18 protein-coding genes are annotated in these 18518 nt (G+C 68.5%); 11 read left to right on the top strand and 7 right to left on the bottom strand.

Features of this window, described 5'->3' with window-relative positions; genetic code table 11:
- Both nifD and nifH read right to left on the bottom strand, forming a co-directional pair.
- Nucleotides 1-1334: nitrogenase molybdenum-iron protein alpha chain (gene nifD / locus QZ607_RS22075; protein WP_295887283.1), on the bottom strand; the 1334-nt coding region annotated here is incomplete at its 3' end.
- Nucleotides 1335-1503: 169 nt separating this feature from the next.
- Nucleotides 1504-2385: a nitrogenase iron protein gene (gene nifH / locus QZ607_RS22070; RefSeq protein ID WP_295887280.1), complete on the bottom strand. Its 882-nt coding sequence runs from the start codon at nt 2383-2385 to the stop codon at nt 1504-1506.
- A 469-nt stretch (nt 2386-2854) separates the two neighbouring features.
- On the opposite strand from nifH, the gene QZ607_RS22065 reads away from it, so the two are divergent.
- The 11 genes from QZ607_RS22065 to QZ607_RS22015 all read left to right on the top strand — a co-directional run bounded on the left by QZ607_RS22065 (nt 2855) and on the right by QZ607_RS22015 (nt 11976).
- Nucleotides 2855-3673, top strand: a complete 819-nt coding sequence (locus tag QZ607_RS22065; RefSeq protein WP_295887278.1) for an NAD(+)--dinitrogen-reductase ADP-D-ribosyltransferase — start codon at nt 2855-2857, stop codon at nt 3671-3673.
- A 103-nt stretch (nt 3674-3776) separates the two neighbouring features.
- Nucleotides 3777-4094, top strand: a complete 318-nt coding sequence (locus QZ607_RS22060) for a phosphoribosyl-ATP diphosphatase (RefSeq protein WP_295887276.1) — start codon at nt 3777-3779, stop codon at nt 4092-4094.
- 197 nt (nt 4095-4291) lie between these two features.
- Complete coding sequence (tatA, locus tag QZ607_RS22055; protein WP_295887288.1) at nt 4292-4570, top strand: Sec-independent protein translocase subunit TatA; 279 nt, start codon at nt 4292-4294, stop codon at nt 4568-4570.
- A 66-nt stretch (nt 4571-4636) separates the two neighbouring features.
- Complete coding sequence (tatB, locus tag QZ607_RS22050; protein WP_295887271.1) at nt 4637-4984, top strand: Sec-independent protein translocase protein TatB; 348 nt, start codon at nt 4637-4639, stop codon at nt 4982-4984.
- Nucleotides 4985-5118: 134 nt separating this feature from the next.
- Entirely contained in the window at nt 5119-6306 is a 1188-nt protein-coding gene (gene tatC / locus QZ607_RS22045; protein ID WP_295887268.1) for a twin-arginine translocase subunit TatC, read from the top strand.
- Between the two features lie 160 nt (nt 6307-6466).
- Entirely contained in the window at nt 6467-7447 is a 981-nt protein-coding gene (locus QZ607_RS22040) for a LysR family transcriptional regulator (protein WP_295887265.1), read from the top strand.
- A gap of 375 nt (nt 7448-7822) precedes the next feature.
- The gene (locus tag QZ607_RS22035; RefSeq protein ID WP_295887262.1) at nt 7823-8191 is read left to right on the top strand and encodes a helix-turn-helix transcriptional regulator; all 369 of its coding nucleotides are present in this window, start codon (nt 7823-7825) and stop codon (nt 8189-8191) included.
- A gap of 545 nt (nt 8192-8736) precedes the next feature.
- Nucleotides 8737-9984 carry a lytic transglycosylase domain-containing protein gene (locus QZ607_RS22030; RefSeq protein ID WP_295887260.1) on the top strand — a complete coding sequence of 416 codons (1248 nt, stop codon included), beginning with the start codon at nt 8737-8739 and terminating at the stop codon, nt 9982-9984.
- Nucleotides 9985-9999: 15 nt separating this feature from the next.
- Nucleotides 10000-10569 carry a dCTP deaminase gene (dcd, locus tag QZ607_RS22025; protein ID WP_295887258.1) on the top strand — a complete coding sequence of 190 codons (570 nt, stop codon included), beginning with the start codon at nt 10000-10002 and terminating at the stop codon, nt 10567-10569.
- Between the two features lie 49 nt (nt 10570-10618).
- Nucleotides 10619-11113 (top strand): DUF29 domain-containing protein, encoded by a 495-nt coding sequence (locus QZ607_RS22020; protein WP_295887256.1) that lies wholly within the window; start codon nt 10619-10621, stop codon nt 11111-11113.
- Between the two features lie 101 nt (nt 11114-11214).
- Complete coding sequence (locus QZ607_RS22015) at nt 11215-11976, top strand: queuosine precursor transporter (RefSeq protein WP_295887253.1); 762 nt, start codon at nt 11215-11217, stop codon at nt 11974-11976.
- Nucleotides 11977-11984: 8 nt separating this feature from the next.
- Here QZ607_RS22015 and QZ607_RS22010 read toward each other — a convergent pair whose 3' ends face one another.
- The 5 genes from QZ607_RS22010 to asnB form a co-directional block, all read right to left on the bottom strand.
- Nucleotides 11985-13625, bottom strand: a complete 1641-nt coding sequence (locus tag QZ607_RS22010) for a glycosyltransferase family 39 protein (RefSeq protein ID WP_295887250.1) — start codon at nt 13623-13625, stop codon at nt 11985-11987.
- Nucleotide 13626: 1 nt separating this feature from the next.
- Nucleotides 13627-14358 carry a hypothetical protein gene (locus QZ607_RS22005; protein WP_295887249.1) on the bottom strand — a complete coding sequence of 244 codons (732 nt, stop codon included), beginning with the start codon at nt 14356-14358 and terminating at the stop codon, nt 13627-13629.
- A 117-nt stretch (nt 14359-14475) separates the two neighbouring features.
- Nucleotides 14476-15228, bottom strand: a complete 753-nt coding sequence (locus tag QZ607_RS22000; RefSeq protein ID WP_295887246.1) for a phosphatase PAP2 family protein — start codon at nt 15226-15228, stop codon at nt 14476-14478.
- Between the two features lie 73 nt (nt 15229-15301).
- Complete coding sequence (locus tag QZ607_RS21995; protein ID WP_295887242.1) at nt 15302-16465, bottom strand: glycosyltransferase; 1164 nt, start codon at nt 16463-16465, stop codon at nt 15302-15304.
- Nucleotides 16458-18287: an asparagine synthase (glutamine-hydrolyzing) gene (gene asnB / locus QZ607_RS21990; protein WP_295887239.1), complete on the bottom strand. Its 1830-nt coding sequence runs from the start codon at nt 18285-18287 to the stop codon at nt 16458-16460. The genes QZ607_RS21995 and asnB overlap by 8 nt, the downstream gene beginning before the upstream one ends.
- Nucleotides 18288-18518 lie beyond the last annotated feature (231 nt).

The raw sequence follows: 18518 nt of genomic DNA, 5'->3' as shown, positions 1-18518 counted from the left end.
TCCCAGGAGTGCATCTGCCGGAACGGCACACCCATCTTCTGGAAGATGTACTTCTCTTTGATGCCGGAGCCGATGAGGTCAGGCTTCACGCGCTTGACGAACTCCTCGAACTCATAGCCGGTGACATCGTCATAGAGCAGCGTGGCGTTGCCCATTTCCTTCATGGTGCGGTCGTAGTCGTCGTTGTGCGCGAACTCGTAGCCCGTGCCGACCACTTCCATGCCGAGGTCTTCGTAGGCGCCGATGATGTGACGCGGGCGCAGGCCTCCGACGTAGAGCATGACCTTCTTGCCTTCGAGCCGCGGACGGTACTTGGCAATGACCGCGTCGTACTCGGCCTGGTACTTGGCGATGACGCGCTCGGCGCCTTCCTTGATCTTGTCGTCGAAGCGCTCAGCGATGGCGCGCAGGCTCTCGGCGATCTTGGTGGGGCCGAACAGGTTGTACTCCATCCACGGAATGCCGTACTTCTCTTCCATGTGCCGGCTGATGTAGTTCATCGACCGGTAGCAGTGGATGAGATTCAGCTTGACCTTGGGGGTCAGCTCCATTTCGCTGAGCGTGCCGTCGCCGGACCACTGGGCCACCACGCGCAGGCCCATTTCCTCCAGCAGGATGCGCGAGGACCAGGCGTCGCCGCCGATGTTGTAATCGCCGATGATGGCGACATCATAGGGCGTGCTCTCGAAGCTGCTGTCGGTGTCGCGGTTGTGCAGCACGTGGTCGCGGATGGAGTCGTTGGCGATGTGATGGCCGAGCGACTGGGAGACACCGCGGAAGCCCTCGCAGCGCACCGGGACCACGGGCTTCGCAAGCTCCTTGGTCTTCTTCTTCGACACCGACTCGATGTCGTCACCGATGAGGCCGATGGGGCACTCGGACTGGACGGACATGCCCTTGGCCAGCGGGAAGAGCTGGTTGATCTCGTCGACAATCTTGTCGAGCTTCTTGTCGCCGCCGAAGACGATGTCCTTCTCCTGGAAGTCGGAGGTGAAGTTCATCGTGCCGAAGGTGTTGACGCCGGTCCAACCGACGTAGTAGTTGCGCCGACCGGCACGGGAGTACTGGCCGCAGCCCACAGGGCCGTGGGAGATGTGGATCATGTCCTTGATGGGACCCCAGACCACGCCCTTGGAGCCGGCGTAGGCACAGCCGCGGATGGTCATGACACCGGGCTGTGACTTGCGGTTGGAGGTGATGCACTTCTTTGACTGCTCCACGCTCTGGTCGTTCACGGCCAGGTGCTTGGCGCGGTCTTTCTTCGCCTTCTCGGGATAGACCTCGAGGACCTCCTGGATGAGGGCCTGGGTCTCTTCGCGGGTCATTGCTGCCATGTCGGCTTTCCTCGTGTCGGCGCCGCCGCCAATCCGCGGACGGTCGCTCGGTGAAGAACCAGTGGGCCCCTCTCCCCTCCGGGAGAGGGAAAAGGGGAGAGGGGTGGGGGCCGCGCCCCGGAGACCGGCCCGCCGTCGGCGACGGCCGCCGGTGCAGGTGCGATGCCCGTTAGGCGACGGCCTCTTCGTCGGCGGTCTTGCCGACAATGCTCTCGTCCTCTTCGTCCATGAGGCCGAAGTCCATCAGCAGATCCTCGAGGGCATCCATGGAGATCGGCGTCGGGATGACGAAGTTCGTGTTGTCGATGATCTTCTGCGCCAGCGTGCGGTACTCGTCCGCCTGCTTGGCCTTCGGGTCATACTCGATGACCGTCATGCGACGGATCTCGGCGCGCTGCACGACGTTGTCGCGGGGCACGAAGTGGATCATCTGGGTGCCGAGCTGGCGGGCCAGCTCCATGATCAGCTCGTCCTCGCGGGCGGTGTTGCGGCTGTTGCAGATGAGGCCGGCCAGGCGCACGCCGCCGGAGCTGGCGTACTTGACGATGCCCTTGGAGATGTTATTGGCCGCGTACATGGCCATCATCTCGCCGGAGACGACGATGTAGATCTCCTGCGCCTTGTTCTCGCGAATCGGCATGGCGAAGCCGCCGCACACCACGTCGCCCAGCACGTCGTAGAAGACGAAGTCGAGCTCCTCGTCGTAGGCCCCTTCCTCTTCCAGGAAGTTGATGGCGGTGATGACGCCGCGGCCCGCGCAGCCCACACCCGGCTCCGGGCCGCCGGACTCGACGCACTTGATGCCGGCGTAGCCGACGCGCAGCACGTCTTCCAGCTCCAGGTCTTCCACCGAGCCGGCATCGGCGGCCAGGTGCATAATGGTCTCCTGCGCCTTGGCGTGGAGGATCAGGCGCGTGGAGTCGGCCTTCGGGTCGCAGCCGACGATCATGACCTTCTTGCCGAGCTCGGCGAGGCCGGACACGAGGTTCTGGGTGGTCGTGGACTTACCGATGCCGCCCTTACCGTAGATGGCGCATTGACGCAGTGCCATGGGTCTGTCTCCCGGTTGTGTCGCCCCGTGCGGGGCGGTGGATGAAGTTGGCTGTGCCCGGGGTAAAGCAGACGCCGTGCCAGGATGGCAGGGTGATCGCAAGATGCTGATTGTATGGGCTTTAGAGGGGGCGGCATGGGTCTCGTCGCTTGGTCGGATAGCCGACAAAGACCTAAGCTTTGTGGGTGTGGCAACATGGTTGGGAGGTGCGAAGTACGAAGTGGGAAGTACGAAGTACGCAGCGGGTTCGGCGCGGCGCGGGCGCGCAGCACGCTGCGGCGTCGGAGTGCAGTGTGCTCCGTGGCCAGCCAGGCCAACGGTCGGCTCAGCATCTCGCCGGCGGCGCCCGATCTGCGGCTGGGAGGCTGGGCCGGCGACCGCCGTACCCCGTACGCCGTACTTCACTTCACAGGCTGCCTTAAACGCGCCCGAGCGGAACCGAATCGCCCCTGAGGCATAACCGACATAAATGACAACAACCCTCCCCCGCCACGCCCGGCTGCCGCTCAACCGCTGCAATCTGCCCGCCGTGATCCTGGGCGGCCTCACCTACCAGTTGCACCCGGCGCCGTTGGAGCTGGACGGTGTGCGCAATTTCCACCAGGACCTGTTCAGCCTCCTGGCACCGGTGGGCTCCCACCGCGAGCGGGCGGCCCTGTTCGTGGACTACATGGCCGTGCACTTCTGCCTCGACGACCTCGAGGAGGCGGGCCTGTCGCCCGGGCGGGTGCGCAAGTCGCGCCGCAATGCCAACTACCTGCGCATGGTGCGCGGCTGGTCCTTCGACTCGGACGGGCGCGAGGGCGCGGTGCTGAAGCACTGGGTGGAGAGCCGTTTCGGCCTCCTCGCGCGCCACCACGCGGGTCCGCTGGACGGGCGCGACAGCGAGGCGTACTACCAATACCTTGCCGCGGGCAGTCACGGGCTGTACGCAACCAACGCCTTGGAGGCGCAGCTCGACCTGCTCTACACCTATTGCCAGTACGAGCTGACGCGTCAGCACCCGGAGGAGACCCACCTGACGCTCTACCGCGGCAGCAACCGCATCGACGAGCACGAGGTGCTGGCGCGTGATGCGGACGGCAGCTGTCAGGTGCTGCTCAACAACCTGAACAGCTTCACCAGCGACCGCGAGCGTGCCGACGAGTTCGGCGACTACATCCTCACCGCCGAGGTGCCGCTGCCCAAGATCTGCTTCTACAACGGGCTGCTTCCCGGCATGCTGAAGGGCGAGGACGAGCTGGTCGTCATCGGCGGCGTCTACAGGGTGCACATCGACACCTTCTGACGCTGTCCCGCCCGGCTGTCACCACACCGCCCCCGCGGGCCGAAGCCTAAGCGCGCTGCTGCTGCGATCACATCAGACCTGCCTGCACCCCTGGAGAATCTCCATGTCCGATGTCCTGATGCGCCTCGCCGAGGTGCTGGAAGCGCGTAAGGCGGCCGACCCCGAGTCGTCCTACGTTGCGAAGCTCTACGCCAAGGGGCTCGACGCCATCCTGAAGAAGGTGGGCGAGGAGGCCACCGAGACGGTGATGGCCGCCAAGGACGGTGTGCCGGAGCGGCTCGTCTGCGAGGTGGCCGACCTGTGGTTTCACACCTTGGTGCTGCTGTGCCAGCAGGGCCTGCGCCCGGAGCAGGTGCTCGCGGAGCTGGACCGCCGCTTCGGCCTGTCCGGACTCGAGGAGAAGGCACGCCGCGGCGGCTGATGCAATGGCCCCCGCCGCCGGCGCCGGTACCGGCGCCGAGCCCCATCATCCACCGCGAATACGGTATGATCCGGCGTCTTTCCCCGGGGCGGCGTCGCCCGCATATCGCCCGGGAGCAGTCGCCGCCCCGAGCCGGGGCGGGCCGGCTTTCCTAAACGTTCAAGGCTCGCCCGATGCAGGCGGGCTCGGAGGTCAATATGGGCATGGGTGGCATCAGTATCTGGCAGCTGTTGATCGTCTTGGTGATCGTGCTGCTGTTGTTCGGCACCAAGCGGCTGCGCAACATCGGCTCGGATCTCGGCGGGGCCGTCAAGGGCTTCCGCTCGGCCATGAGCGACGCCGGCAAGGGTGACGACGAGGAATCCAGGAAGCTCGAAGACGCCAAGGCCGAGCGCACGGCGGAGACCGACATGGGTGCGGACACCGGCGGTGACACCGCCGGCACCCAGCCCGGCGCGGACAAGTCCAAGGTCTGACGCAGGCCGCATTCGTTTCCCGATATGATCCCCGCTTTTCCCCGCGCTCGGAGCTGACCCGCCGCCATGTTCGATATCGGCGCCCTGGAGCTGATCCTGATCGGCATCGTGGCCCTGCTGGTGGTGGGTCCGGAGCGCCTGCCGAAGCTCGCACGCACCGCCGGTCTCTGGGCGGGGCGTGCGCGTCGGGCCTTCATGTCGGTGAAGGATGAGATCGACCGGGAGATCAAGGCCGAGGAGCTGAAGGAGATCCTGCGCAAGCAGGCGGCGTCCAATCCGCTGGAGCAGATCATCGAAGAAGACGGCAGCGTTCGGGACGACAAGCGACAGCGGGCGCGCAGCGGCGCCGACAGCGACCAGCGCGGTCGCAGCGCGGGCGCGGATGCGTCCGGACACAGCGGGGACCCGCCCTGAGCCGCGCCGGCAACATCGCCATCCCCCGTGAGCATCCCGGCAGCCGCAAACCGCCACGCCGGCGCGCAGACAGCGCCCTCACCAGCAGCACCCTGTTCATTCAAGCGCCGTCAGCGCGGCGCTGAGGCAGCCCCATGACCCCCCAGCATCACCAGGACCAAACCGACGACGGTCTCGGCGGCGAGCAGCCGTTCATGTCGCACCTGGTGGAGCTGCGCGACAGGCTGTTGCGTATGGTGATCGCCATCGCGGTGGTCTTCCTGCTGTTGTTCCCGTTCGCCAACGAGATCTACACCTTCGTCGCCGAGCCCATCCGCGCCCAGCTGCCCGAGGGCTCGCAGATGATCGCCACCCAGGTGGCATCGCCCTTCCTGACGCCGTTCAAGCTCGCCCTGGTGGTGGCGGTGTTCGTGGCCATGCCCTACCTGCTGTACCAGTTCTGGGCCTTTGTCGCGCCCGGGCTGTATACGCACGAAAAGCGCCTCGCGCTGCCGCTGGTCTCCTCCAGCATCGTGCTCTTCTACCTGGGCATGGCGTTCGCGTACTTCGTGGTCTTCCCGCTGGTGTTCCGTTTCTTCACGGCGGTGACGCCCGATGGCGTGGCGCAGATGCCGGACATCGCCTTCTACCTGGAGTTCGTGCTGAAGCTTTTCTTCGCCTTCGGCATCGCCTTCGAGATTCCCATCGCCACCATCCTGCTGGTGGCCGTGGGTGCCACCACGCCCAAGGCACTTGCACAAAAGCGTCCCTACGTCATCGTCGGCGTGTTCGTCGCCGGCATGCTGCTGACGCCGCCGGACGTCATCAGCCAGACGCTGCTCGCCATCCCCATGTGGCTCCTGTTCGAGGCCGGCATCTTTTTCTCCCGCTGGTTCGAGCACCGTCGCCCCGCGGGCGGAGCGAGCCCGTCTCCCGAGGGCGGCGGCAGCGCCCCAGGCCCCGGTTACGGCAGCGGCCGCCCGACGCCGGTGGCGCCGGGCGGCGGCACTGAGGTGGGCCGCGAGATCGACGGCGGAGACCTGGATGAGCCCGGCCGCTATCGACCGATGACAGACGCGGAGATGGAGGCTGAGCTCGATGCCATCGAGGCCGAGGAGGCCGCGGACGCCGAGGCGGCGCCGCCCAAGCCCGCCTCCCCGGGGGTTGCAGCGACGAACCCCGCACAGGCCCGGATCGAGGAGCTGATCCGCAGCGCCAATGAGCGTCGGGCCGATGGCGACATGGCCTCCGCCCGCACGCTGCTGTATCTGGTACTGGAAGAGGGCGACGCGGACCAGCGCCGGGTCGCCCGCAACATTCTTGCGGACCTTGACCGGGACTGAGCCCGCCCCGGCGCGGCCGAGCCGCGCATGCAATCTGCCGGAGCCCGGCGCTGGATCCCCGGCTGCTGCCGCCCCGAGTCGACGTTGGACTACACTCACGGCTCGCCGGCGTCAGGAGCGTCCTGTGCTGACACAATAATGATCGACGGAGGTCGCGCCCATGGCCACCCCGCAGCAGATCCACTACAAGCAGAACCGGCTGAAGCAATTACGCGCCTTCTGCCACGCGGCGCGCACCGGCAGCGTCAGTGCGGCGGCGGAGAAGATCTTCCTGAGCCAGCCGACGGTGTCGTTGCAGATCCAGGCGCTGGAGCGGGAGCTGGACACCGTGCTGTTCGAGCGTCGTGGGCCCAAAATCCGGCTCACGCCCGAGGGAGAGCTGCTCTATGAGCTGGCGCAGCCCTTGGTGGAGGGCATGGACAAGCTGCACGAGACCTTTGCCGTGCACTGCGGACGGGTGGACCAAGGCAGCCTGGACATCGCCGCCGGCGAGGCCACCATCCTGTACATCCTCCCGGAGTCCGTGCGTCGTTTCGTCGGCCAGTATCCGGGTATCGACCTACGGCTGCACAACGTCACCGGGCGCGACGGCCTGGAGATGCTGCGGGCGGATGCGGTGGACATGGCGGTGGGCTCGATGCTGGAGGTGCCGGACGACATCACCTACCGTCCGGTGGTCACCTACACGCCGACCCTCATTACGCCGGCGGGCCACCCACTCGCCGACAAACAGGACGTGACGCTCGCCGAGATCGCCGAGCACGGGCTCATCCTGCCGCCGCGGCACCTCAGCACCTGGCGCATGGTGGACCTGATGTTCCGCCAGCAGGAGCTGGACTACAAGGTAACCCTGGAGGCCGGCGGCTGGGAGGTCATCAAGAAGTACGTGGAGCTGGGTCTCGGCGTCTCCATCGTCACCGATCTGTGTCTCACCGGTCGAGAGCGGCTTGGCCGCGTGCCGCTGGAGCAGTACTTCCCGAAGCGCAGCTACGGCATCGTGCTGCGCCGGGGCAAGTTTCTGTCGCCGCAGACCAAGCGGTTTCAGGAGGTCATGGATCTGGTCTATCCCGGCGAGCCGCGGGATCGGGTGGGGCGTCAGCGCCGGGGCGAGGGTGATCTAGGGGACGGCCTGATGGGCTGAGCGTGGACCTTGGCGCAAGCTCCCCCGTAACCGAGGTGTGCTTTCTTGGCCACTGCGGGATTCGAGGCCCTGACGGCCGCAGGCGGCGCGGCCGGCGGAGCGCAGGGTGCGGCACCGGCAGCTGCCGTGTGCACCGGGCCCGGTGCTGAAAGCCTTTGCACTTGAACCGGAGCGGGGAATGGTCTACAGGCCAGGCGCGGGATTTTGCCGACGCCTGCGCGGCGGGCCGTGACGGGCCAAAACTGGCCATCAGGCCCTCAAAGACAGGTTTCGACTGGCTGGAGGCACAATAAGTGTGCAGACCGGCAGGTCAATGACGCAAGTTCCGTGCCTGACGTGTACCAATACCCTATCCGCATTAGTTAATCTAATGGAATGACACTGAACAAACAGATCGGCCAGCGCCTGAGGGCTGCGCGCCTGGCCCATAAATACAGCCTATCGGAGCTCGCGTCGCGGACCCGAACCCTCTCGAAGTCGCGCATCAGCAACTACGAGCAGGGCATCCGTCGCATGGGCATCGAAGAAGCACAAGAGCTCTCCGAGGCACTTGACGGCATCACGCCCGCATACCTGCTGTGCCTTGACGACACCTCGCCGCTGTCAGAGGACGAATGGCAGCTCATCCAGCGTTACCGCAAGACGGATGAGCGCGGGCGGGACGTGATCCTGCACGTAGCTGACACCCAAGGCAAGTACGATGCGGGTCCATTGCCCGATGGCGATGAGTCCGGCGCCGGCTGATCCTTCTTTACTGAGACAGCAGCCTCGACACGCCGCTTTCGGTGAGATGCCGCATTCACGTAAAGTGAATGTCGCTTGCTTCCATGCACGCAAGCACACCGTGGGCTGCGCTCGGGCCGCCGCCGAAATCGGGTAAGGTGCCGCGGGACGCCGGTCCCCTGATCGGACCGGCTTCCATGGCTCTGCCATGACCTGCGTCCCGGACGCAGCCCGCTGCAAGACCGACGTCCGTTTGGACGCCATGCGCAATGTCTGAGAACGATCAACCGGCGGCCGTCTTCGTTGTGCTGCTGCTCGGCGCCGCCATCGCAGCCGGCGCCGGGCTGGTCTCGCTGGTCCGGGCCTGAGCGTGCCCACCGCGTCGGCTGACCGGCCGGCGTCGCTGCCCCCGCCGGGCTGCGTGCACCGCCACCTGCCGCGGTCTTCATCAACCCTGCTCACCGCGCTTTGACCCTGCCGGCGGCGCCCATTACAGTTGCGCGGCCGGAACGCCTGTGTCCGGCGGCACACACTGTATGACGGGGTCCGGCGAAGGGTCGACGATGATGGGTTGGAACGATGCGCACGCGCGGGGCAGCCGCTCGGACGACAGAATTGCACGGCGTGCTCTGCCCTCGGCGGCCATGCTGGCGGTGGTGTTGCTCGCCGCGCTTGCCGCAGCCGGTTGTGCAGGCACAGGCGGGCTGCGGGATGACCCGCCCTATGCCCCGTCAGCGGCCTTTCCGTTGCCAGCGGCGCTTGAGGACAACGTCACCTTCTGGAAGGAGGTCTACACCGAGTGGAGCAGAGATAAGGTCGTCATCCACGATGACCGCCACATGGCGGTGATCTACCAGGTGGCGCAGCTCCCCGGGCCGATCGAAGGCGTCTACACCCCGGCGCAGCGCGACTACGTGCGCGCCCTGCGCGAGCGCTGGAGCGATCGCCTGCGGGCCCTTGAGCGGCGCGCTGCCGCCCGCGCACAGCTCAGCACCGAGGAGCGGGCGCTCAAGCAGCAGCTCGAGGACGCCGGCGGCCCGGGCGCCGTGTTCGGTGCCGCCGAGCGGGTCCGCAGCCAGCGCGGCGTGCGCGAGCGCTACCATGCGGGTCTCGAGCGCAGCGGTCGCTGGCTGCCCACCTTCCGCCAGATCTTCCGCCGCCATGGGCTGCCGGAGGATCTGGCGCTCCTGCCGCACGTGGAATCGTCGTTCGTGGCCAATGCGCGCTCCAGCGCGGGCGCCTCCGGCATGTGGCAGTTCATCCGCTCCACCGGGCGCGATTACATGACCGTGAATGCTTCCATCGACGAGCGCCTGGACCCGGTGGTGGCCGCCGATGCCGCAGCGCGATACCTCAAGAATTCCTATTCCAAGCTCCGTGACTGGCCGCTCGCGCTCACGTCCTACAACCACGGGCTCGGCGGCATGCTGCGCGCGAAGGAGCGCTACGGCACCGACATGGCCCGCATCGTCCGCGACTACGACGGCCGCTACTTCGGCTTCGCCTCGCGCAACTTCTACGCCCAGTTCATGGCCGCACGGCACGTGGCCAACAACGCCGAGCGTTACTTCCCGGAGGGCGTACGCTACGCGGCGCCGCTCACCGATCAGCCCGTGCGGCTGCGCTGGCCGGCCACCGTTGACGAGCTGGCGCTGCAATACCGCGTGCCCAGGTCGGCCTTGACGAGTCGGAACCTGGCCTGGCAGTCACCCGTGCGCAGCGGTGCGCGGCCGGTGCCGGCGGACAGCACCCTGTGGGTGCCCGCGGGTGCGAGCCGCATTGCACGGGGCCTGTCGCGCCCGGCGGCCTTCTGACGAGGTAAGCCCTCCATGGCCATCAAGTCCGACCGGTGGATTCGCCGTATGGCGGCGGAGCACCGGCTCATCGAGCCCTTCGAGCCCGCCCAGGTACGCGAGCATGCGGGCGTTGGCCACGTCATCTCCTATGGCACGTCGAGCTACGGCTACGACATCCGCTGTGCCGACGAATTCAAGATCTTCACCAACATCAACTCGGCGGTGGTGGACCCCAAGCAGTTCGACTCTTCGAGCTTCGTGGACCTGAAGGCCGACGTCTGCATCATTCCGCCGAACTCCTTCGCGCTGGCGCGCACCGTGGAGTACCTGCGCATCCCGCGCAACGTACTGACCATCTGTCTCGGCAAGTCCACCTATGCCCGCTGCGGCATCATCGTCAATGTGACGCCGCTGGAGCCGGAGTGGGAGGGGCATGTGACGCTGGAGTTCTCCAACACGACGCCCCTGCCGGCGAAGATCTACGCCCATGAGGGTGTGGCGCAGATCCTGTTCCTGGAGTCGGACGAGCCCTGCGAGACCTCCTACCGGGACCGCGGCGGCAAGTATCAGAATCAGCGCGGGGTGACGCTGCCGAAGCCCTGAGCGTATGCTGACGCGGCGGGCGGTATTCGTAAGGTCAACGAGGTGGAACATGCGCGATCTGAGCCGGCTCTACGAGCAGGATTACAGCGCTTGGGCCGAGGCGAACGCGGAGCTGCTCAAGGCCGGGCAATTCGATCAGCTGGATGTGGAGCATCTGCTGGAGGAGCTGACCGACATGGGCAAGAGTGAGCAGCGGACGCTCGAGAGCCGCCTGCGTGTGCTGCTGGCCCACCTCCTGAAGTGGCAGTTTCAGTACGCACAGCTCGCCGATCACTGGCGCGAATTCGACGGCCGCAGTTGGCGCAACACCATCGTGCATCAGCGCACCGAGCTGAAGATCCTGTTGCGCAAGTATCCGGGCATGCAGCGGCTGTGGCCGACGGCGCTGGAGGACGCCTATGCCGATGCACGCGAGCTGGCGGCGGCAGAAACCGGGCTGCCGATGGACAGGTTTCCGCGCCTGTGTCCCTATGCCGACGCAGCCATCCTCGACGAGGGCTTCCTGCCGGCGCCGGAGTCTTCCGCGTCGGTGTCGGGCACTTGAAGGGATGCCGATGATCGGCCGTCCCAGCCGAAACCGAACCCGAACCCGAAACCGACACCGAAACTGAAACCGAAACCGGAAACGGCTCTCATCTGCCGGCCATGCCCAATGACCGCGCCACCGCCCTCTACGTCGTCCTCGGCGGCTTCTTCGTCTGCAATGCGCTGATTGCCGAGTTCATCGGCATCAAGATCTTCGCGCTGGAGGAGACCTTCGGGCAGGAGCCGCTGAACTGGAGCCTGTTCGGCGAGCAGGGCTCGCTCAGCTTCACGGCGGGCGTGCTGCTCTGGCCCGTGGTGTTCGTGATGACCGACATCATCAACGAATACTTCGGCCGGCGCGGCGTGCGCTTCATCTCCTACCTGACCGTCGGGCTGATCGTCTACGCCTTCTTTTTCGCCTACCTGGCCATCGGGCTCGCGCCGGCGGACTGGTGGGTGGGCATCGCCGCCGAGCGCGGCGTGCCGGACATGCAGGCGGCCTTCGCGGTGATCTTCGGCCAGGGCATGTGGACCATCGCCGGCTCCGTGGTGGCCTTTCTCATCGGCCAGCTCATCGACGTGGCGGTGTTCCATCGCGTGCGCCGGCTCACCGGCGAGCGCTTCATCTGGCTGCGGGCGACTGGCTCCACCCTGGTCTCGCAGCTGGTGGACAGCTTCGTGGTGCTGTACATCGCCTTCGTGCTCGGGCCGCAGCAGTGGCCGCTGTCGTTATTCCTTGCCGTCGGCACGGTGAATTACATCTACAAATTCGGTGCCGCCGTGGCCCTGACGCCGGTGATCTACTACGCCCGCTCGCGCATCGAGCGCTTTCTGGGCTCGGCGCGGGCAGCGGAGCTCAAGGCCCGTGCGGCCAGCGCCTGAAGCGGCCCTCAGTCGACCGCAGGCGGAGCAGCAGCGAGGTAGTGGTAGAGCCGCCAACCCTGAATCGGGTGTTCACAGCCCGCCGCGCTCCAAGGAGCGCCTCCCGGGACGACTTTCATGGGTTGACCGCGGCATTGAAACACACTGCGCGTCTCTACGGCCTGGAAGCCTGGGATTTCGGGTGGTCCAAACTTGTACGCCACGAGCCAAAACCCAGACCGCTTGAGGGATGCGAGCGCAGGTGGTCGTTCCAGGTGCCCCCGGCTGTATTCCGACGGTCGTGCAATGTTCGGCCATTGCGTCACCGAAAGCGCCGGTGCATGAAAGTTGAGCATGGCCGCGAACGGGTAGCGATCGGCGAACACCGGCGCATCCAGGGTCTCCGCGTAGTCCGCGAGCGCCGGGTAGCCGTAGCTCTCGCGCAGAATGCGCTGCGCCGCATCCGGCAGCGGCAGTGCGGCGGTGGCGGCATGGAAGGCGTACAGACTCACCAACAGCAGGTTGCCGGCGGCCGCGAGCAGTGCCCAGCGGGCCAGCGGGCGCAGCAGCACGGCCGCCGCCGGCACCGCAGTCGCGAGGTACAGCGCGGACCAGTTGGCTTCCACGTCGCTGGTCAGGGACAGCAGGCCGAACAGCGCCAGCGGGAAGACGGCGGCGGCGGTGAGCAGCGCCCGGGCGGGTCGGTCGAAGGTCCCCGCCAGTGACCGCGCGGCACCGCGGACACCGTCATGCCGCCACAGGCGGGCGGCGAGAGGCAGCAGCAACAGGCCCCAGAACCCGAGCTGGGTGGCGATGAAGGCCGCAAGCTGGCCGAATCGGTCCAGCGGCGTCAGCGGCCCGCTGCCGGGGGGTGTGTAGGATTGCGAGCCCACCGCCGCCGGCAGGCCGTCGGCGGCCACGTCGAAGCTGCCGAGCTCGGTGGCGAGTCCATGCCCCAGCTGAAAGCGCAGGCTGAGCCAGTCGTTGCTGGCGTTCCAGCCGAGATGCGGCAGGAACACCAAAAGCGCGAGCAGGCCGCCGAGGTAGGGCCAGGGCGTCAGCAGCGCCTTGCGGTCCGCGGCCAGCATGGCCCACAGGAACACGGGCCCGATGAGCGCCATGCTGTACTTGCCGAGCAGACCGAGTCCGGTGGCCAGGCCCGCCGTGAGCCAGCGTCGGCGCTGACCGCGCAGGGCCGGCAGCGCCTCGTGCAGCGCCAGGGCCCAGCACAGCGTCAGCACCGTGTCCGGCGTCGTGATGACCCCGGCGATGAGCCCCGGCACGGTGCCGGCGGCCAGCACCAGCGCCAGCATCAGGCCGTTGCCGCGGCGCAGCCCGCAGGCGACATAGAAGCGCCACAGCACCAGCAGTGTCAGCACGCCCGCCAGCACGGCGCCGAGCCGGGCTGCGAGCGCCGATGCCGGCGCGAGCCGGGTGCCGAGGCCCAGCACGGCGACGCCGGGCGGATGGTCGAAGTAGCCCCAGGCCAGCGCCCGCGCCCAGTGGAAGTAATAGGCTTCGTCCTGGGTGACGGGCACGACGGCGGCCGCCCAGAGCCGCCACAGCGTGATGCCCAGGATCAGCAGCAGGGGCAGGGTCAGGTCCAGCGGACCCTTGCCGCGTATCGCATCGGGCGCGGCTGCCGCGGACTGCCGGACGCTGCCGGACACCTCAGATGCGCCGGATGCGGGGGCAGGCGTTGCCGCGCAGTTGCTGCTGCACCAGGGATTGGATGCGTCGCTGCTCATCGGCGAGCTCCCTCGGCGGCGGCGGCGAGCGGCGCAGCAGGGATTCCGCCTGACGCAGATCGTTACAGCGCGAGCGACCGGGCGGCTTCAGCGTGGCCCGGTAGACATGGGCCGAGGCGCCGTAGAGGAAGCCGAGTGCACTGCCCGGCACCTCGCGGCGGGCGTCCTGGGCCGCCATCAGCAGTTTCTCGTTCTCCCGGTCCAGCTTCTGCTCCCGCGCCTCGTCGAGTCGGTTGCGACGCTCGCTCAAGCTCAGCAACAGGCCGCCGTGGTAGGAGCTGCGGCTCGGCGCGTTGCGGTCGGGCTGCAGCTGCAGCGCCTTGCGGTAGCCGGTCTCGGCACAGTCCAGCAGCTCGCGCATGCGGGAGTCCTGTGTCGAGGCGGACTGGGGCTGCTGGATGGCGAGCTTCAGGCAGGCGTCGCCCTTCACGGCGTGGGATTTGGCGCAGGCCTCTGAGCTGGTGTTGCAGCGGATATCGGTGACGGCGATGCTGTTGAAGTCCCCGGCGACGGTGCGCGCGGTCAGGGTTTCGCTGAGCGCGGCGTCATCGGTGCCGGCGCAGCCGACGACAAGCGCGGCGGCAACGACCGCTGTGGGCAGCCCCCGGGCTGCGCCCCTGATCACCTTCCCGCTTTCTGCCAAGCCTCTGCTCACCCAGGGCGCTCCGCTGTGTGTTGGTGGGACTCGCGCGGCGCCGTGCAGACGCCGGACGCCGCCCAAAGCTGACTGGCAATGATCGCACAGTCGGCGCACCGCGGGCGGCTGACGCACTCAGTCGGCGCGCTTGGAGCCGGCATGCTGCGCTGTGCCGAGCATGAGCCGGCGCAGCGCCAGATAGCCGAAGAGCACCAGGAACACCGACGTCACGGCATCGCTCAGAAAGTGCCCGCCGGCGGCCATGCGTGCGAGCGCCACCAGGGCCGTGTAGACCGCTGCCGGCAGCACCCAGACCGGGCGTGCTCCGCTCAGCAGGTGGGCCACGGCGATGACATAGGCCGCCGCGGCCACATGGCCTGAGCTGAAGGCGCCGCCGCTGCCGCCGGTGTAGACGAAGGCCGGTGTGAAGGGGCGGTCGCCGCCGAACTGCGTCACCTGCACCGGCCGCGCCCGGCCCCAGTGCTCCTTGAAGACCTGGTTCACCAACAGACCGGGCAGCAGTGCCAGCAGGCACAGCAGCAAGGCGAGCCTGCGCCCGGTGAGCCCCAGCAGCCGCCGGCCCCTGCGGCGGTTGAAGAGCCACACGCCGACCAGGGCGAGGTTTCCGACCACCATGAGCACGTCCACGGAGTGGTAGAGCAACCGCTCCCAGGGCTGTCCGTGTGCCGTGAAGCCGACCCCCGGTGTGTAGAACAGCCCGGCGACCGCGAGGTCCAGCTGCGGAACGGCGAGCATCAGGTTCGCAAAGGCCAGGAACAGGATGAGCCAACCGATGGGGATGCCCGCGATGCGCCGCCGGAAGGCGGCGAATGGGGCGTCCCCCTGCGCCCGCGTCGGGGCGGCGTTGTGCTGAGTGTGCTCCGGCATGTCTCTGAGCTTTGGTGCTGGCGGCTGTGGGGTACCAAACCGGCCGGCACCCGCCGGCAGCGCGCTGCGGAGTCTACCCGTTTGGCCCCCGTGCCGTAGGCGCCGTCGCCGGCAGCCCCATGGCCGCGAGGTAGGCCGTGGTGGCGGCGGCGATGGCATAGGGGCGCGCTGCCTGCCGCAGCGCGGCAGCAGCGGGCGGTGCGTCCAGCAGGGCCGCCAGCGCCTTTGCCAGCGCGGGGGCGTCGCCCACGGGCACCAGTGCGTCCGGCGGGCCGTTCGCCAGCAGCTCGCGGGGCCCGCTCGGGCAGTCCGTCGCCACCACGGGTGTGCCGAGGGCCAGCGCCTCCACCAGCACCAGCGGCATGCCCTCCCAGCGGGAGGTGAGCGCGAACAGGTCCGCATGCGCGAGCTCTGCATAGGGCTTGGGCGCGAAGCCGGGCAGTGCCACGTCGTCAGCGACGCCGAGGGCCGCCGCCTCGGCCAGCAGCGCCTGCCGCTCGCCACCTTCGCCCAGGATCATCAGCCGGCAGGGGCGGTGTGCACGCAGCCGGGCGAAGCCGCGCAGCAGGGTGGCGAAGTCCTTACGCCGGCTGAGCTCGCCGACCCCGAGGATCAGCGGCGCGTCCGGATCGTGGAACCAGGGATGTGCCGGTGCGGCTGGCGGGTCATCGAAGAGTGCATCCGGCACCACCGGCGTCGGCACCACCTGGACCAGCCCCGGCGCAAGCCCGGCGAAGGCCGTGAGGTCGGCGGCGGCGCCCCGGCTCGGCACCAGCACCCCGGCGGCATGCCGATACAACCGCCCGACCGACCAGCGCTGCAGCCGCCGCTGCACGGGGCTGCGGCTCGCGAGGTCCACCGACAGCGTCGTGCCCGAGCGCAGAAAGAGGCGGGTGGTCACGCCCGCCAGCGCGCGGGCCGCGAGCGCTGTGCGGTTCACGCGGTCCTTGTCGGAGAGCATGACGCCCGGCCGAGCACGGCGCAGGTAGCGGACGATGCCCGGCACACAGGCGTAGGTGTGGCGGCTGCCGAGATCAATAATGTCGAGACGCGGCGTGGTGGCGGCCGCGGCGCTCAGGTCCGGGCCGTGGCGCCGCACCCTGAGCAGGTCCACCCGATAGCCGCGGGCGGCGAGGGCGGGCAGCAGGTGCTGCGCGAGCCGGTCCACGCCGCTGTGCCCGGAGGTGGAGAACAGGCAGGCGATGCGGCCCGGGTCCGTGGTGAGTGCGTCAGGCATGGTCCGCAATCCAGTCCAGCACGTCCTCGTCCGGTCTCGGCGGCTGCGCGACGCCGTCGATGAAGAGCCGGTGCCAGATGGCAAGCTGGAGCAGCGCGAACAGCTCCCGGTCGCCGCCGCGCCCGGCCTGCCTTGCCGCCACCAGCGCCGGCACGGCTGTGGTGTCAAACCACTCGCGCACGCCGCGGTTGCACATCAGCAGCGCGCCGACGCGTGCAGCGTTCTCGCCTCCAAGCCAGTCCGCCACCGGCACATGGAAGCCGCGCTTGGGCTGCGCCAGGTGCCCCGGGGGGAGCTGCGGTGCCGCCCAGCGCCGCAGCAGCCACTTGCCGGTGCGCCCGCGCAGCTTGAGCCCGTCCGGCAGCGACAGCCCAAAGGCCACCAGCCGATGGTCCAGCAGGGGCACCCGGCCCTCCAGTCCGAAGGCCATCAGCATCCGGTCCGTCTTCACCAGCAGGTTGTCCGGCAGCGCCGTGGTGAGGTCTGTGAATTGTCGCCGCTGGAGGTCGGTCCAGCCTTGCGGCGTGGCCCGCCAGGCGTCCACGAAGGGCTGTCGGCTCGGCCCCGGCAGCGCGCGCAGCGCCGGGCCGAAGAGCCGGCGGATCCAGCGCGGCGACCACTGCGGGCGGGTACGGAAGCCGCCGCTGCCGGGGAACAGCAGGGCCTTGGTGAGCCGCTCCGCGGGCGCCGGGCGGTAGCGTCGGTAGCCGGCGAAGGCCTCGTCGCCGCCCTCGCCGGAGAAGACGACCTTGAGCGACGCGGCGGCGGTCTGTGCGAGCACAGAGGTGGGCAGGCAGGCATAGTCGCGCATCAGGTCGTCTGCCGCCCAGACGCTGTGCGGCAGACGCGCGAAGACCTGCGCCGGCTCCAGCGTGATGGCCGTATGCTCGAAGCCGAGCCGGTCGGCGATGCGCCGGGCGCCGTTCAGCTCGTCGGCCATGGCCGTGCCGCGCCAGCCAATGGAGAAGCTTCGGATGCGCCCGGCACCGTGCCGCGCCAGGGATGCCGCCAGGGTCGCCGAGTCCAGCCCGCCGGAGAGGAACAGACCGAAGGGGACATCCGCGCGCATGTGCTCGCGCATGACGGCATCGAGCAGGCTGTCCAGCTCCGCGGCGGCGGTCTCGGCATCCAGCCTGCGGGGTGCGACCTCGGCGAGCGACCAGTAGCGCCGGCGCTCGATGCCCAGGTCCGCATCGATGCTGAGCACCTCGCCCGGCAGCACGCGGCGGATGCCCGTGAAGATAGTCTCCTCGCCGGTGCTGAACTGGTGCAGCAGGAACTGCCGCAGCGCCGGTGCGTGCACCGTCGGCGCCGCGGGCAGCAGCGGCAGCAGCGCCTTCATCTCGGAGGCGAAGGCGATGCGGTCCGGCAGACGGACGTAGAAGAGCGGCTTGATGCCCAGACGGTCGCGCACCAGCAGCAGCCGCCGGCGCCCGTGGTCGTACAGCGCGAAGGCGTACATGCCCCGCAGGCGATGCACACAGGCATCGCCGTGCACTGCATAGGCGTGCAGGATGGTGGCGGAGTCCGAGCCGCGGGCCGGGGGCGGCGCCTGCCGGCTCAGCGCGGCGTCCAGCTCCGGGTAGTTGTAGACCTCACCATTGGCCACCAGCGCCAGCTGCCCATCATCACTGACCATGGGCTGGTGGCCGGTCTCCAGGCCGATGATGGACAGCCGCGTCTGTGCAAGCCCCACCTGGCCCAGGCAATGGCTGCCGCGGTCGTCCGGCCCGCGGTGACCCAGGCGTGCCGTCATGGCGGCCAGCAGCTGCGGCTCCGGCGGCGCGCCGTCCGCACGCACGAAGCCCGCTATGCCGCACATGGCGCGCGGCTCGGGCGGCTCGGCTGTAAGCGCTGACTCACGGGTTGGCGGGTGAAGGTTCTGCGTCGATGCGATCCCGCCGGCATCTTGCCATGCCCTCGCCGTTGGCACCAAAGCCCCGGTGCCGGCCCCGCGGCGGTGGGCTCTGGTACCATGGCGTGCCCGGCGCGGGTCGGGGACCCGCCCACTGCACCGAACCGACCCAGCACCTGCAGACCCCGGCACCCAGAT

The sequence above is a fragment of the uncultured Thiohalocapsa sp. genome, from assembly GCF_913063425.1.
Lineage (GTDB): Bacteria > Pseudomonadota > Gammaproteobacteria > Chromatiales > Chromatiaceae > Thiohalocapsa.
Note: the sequence above shows the minus strand (reverse complement) of the source record. Positions and strands in the feature narration are given on the sequence as shown.